Source organism: Sodalis sp. dw_96, assembly GCF_018449575.1.
GTDB lineage: Bacteria > Pseudomonadota > Gammaproteobacteria > Enterobacterales > Enterobacteriaceae > Acerihabitans.
Genome location: NZ_JAAVUT010000063.1, coordinates 1 through 539, shown reverse-complemented (window position 1 = coordinate 539; position 539 = coordinate 1). Strand labels below are relative to the sequence as shown.

1 protein-coding gene is annotated in these 539 nt (G+C 49.7%); it reads left to right on the top strand.

Annotation, left to right across the window (positions count from 1 at the left end; translation table 11 throughout):
* Positions 1-102 precede the first annotated feature (102 nt).
* The coding region (locus tag HB631_RS26785; protein ID WP_255557344.1) for a helix-turn-helix domain-containing protein at positions 103-539 on the top strand (437 nt) is incomplete at its 3' end.

Here is a 539-nt window from a genome sequence, read left to right as displayed (position 1 = left end):
CTAAATAGGTGTGCCAAATTGTAGATCACCGAAGTGAACTCAATCCGGTTTGAGCGATCTGATCAATCGCCAAAAAGAACTTTTCACCCAACCGGACGAGTTATGCCGATCATAGCATCTATACCCCGAAATGAACGACGCCAGATGCAAAAAGAGATACATAAAACGCGCGATAAAAATCACGCCCGGCGGCTGATGGCCATGCTTATGCTGCATCAGGGCGACTCAGTTACCGATGTCGCCCATCGCCTTTGTGCCGCGCGCTCATCGGTAGGTCGATGGATCAACTGGTTTACTTTATTCGGCGTCGAGGGGTTAAAAAGTCTCCCGCCTGGACGCCAAAAGTGCTGGCCTGTTGAAGCTATAATGCGCATGCTAAACCTGCTGGTTCAACGTTCCCCGCAAGACTTTGGTTATCTTCGTTCACGCTGGAGTAGTGAACTGTTATCCATTGAAATCAATAAGCTATTCAACTCTACGCTCCATCCTGCAACGCTGCGTAAATGGTTGCCGAAAGCCGGCCTGGTATGGCGTAGGTC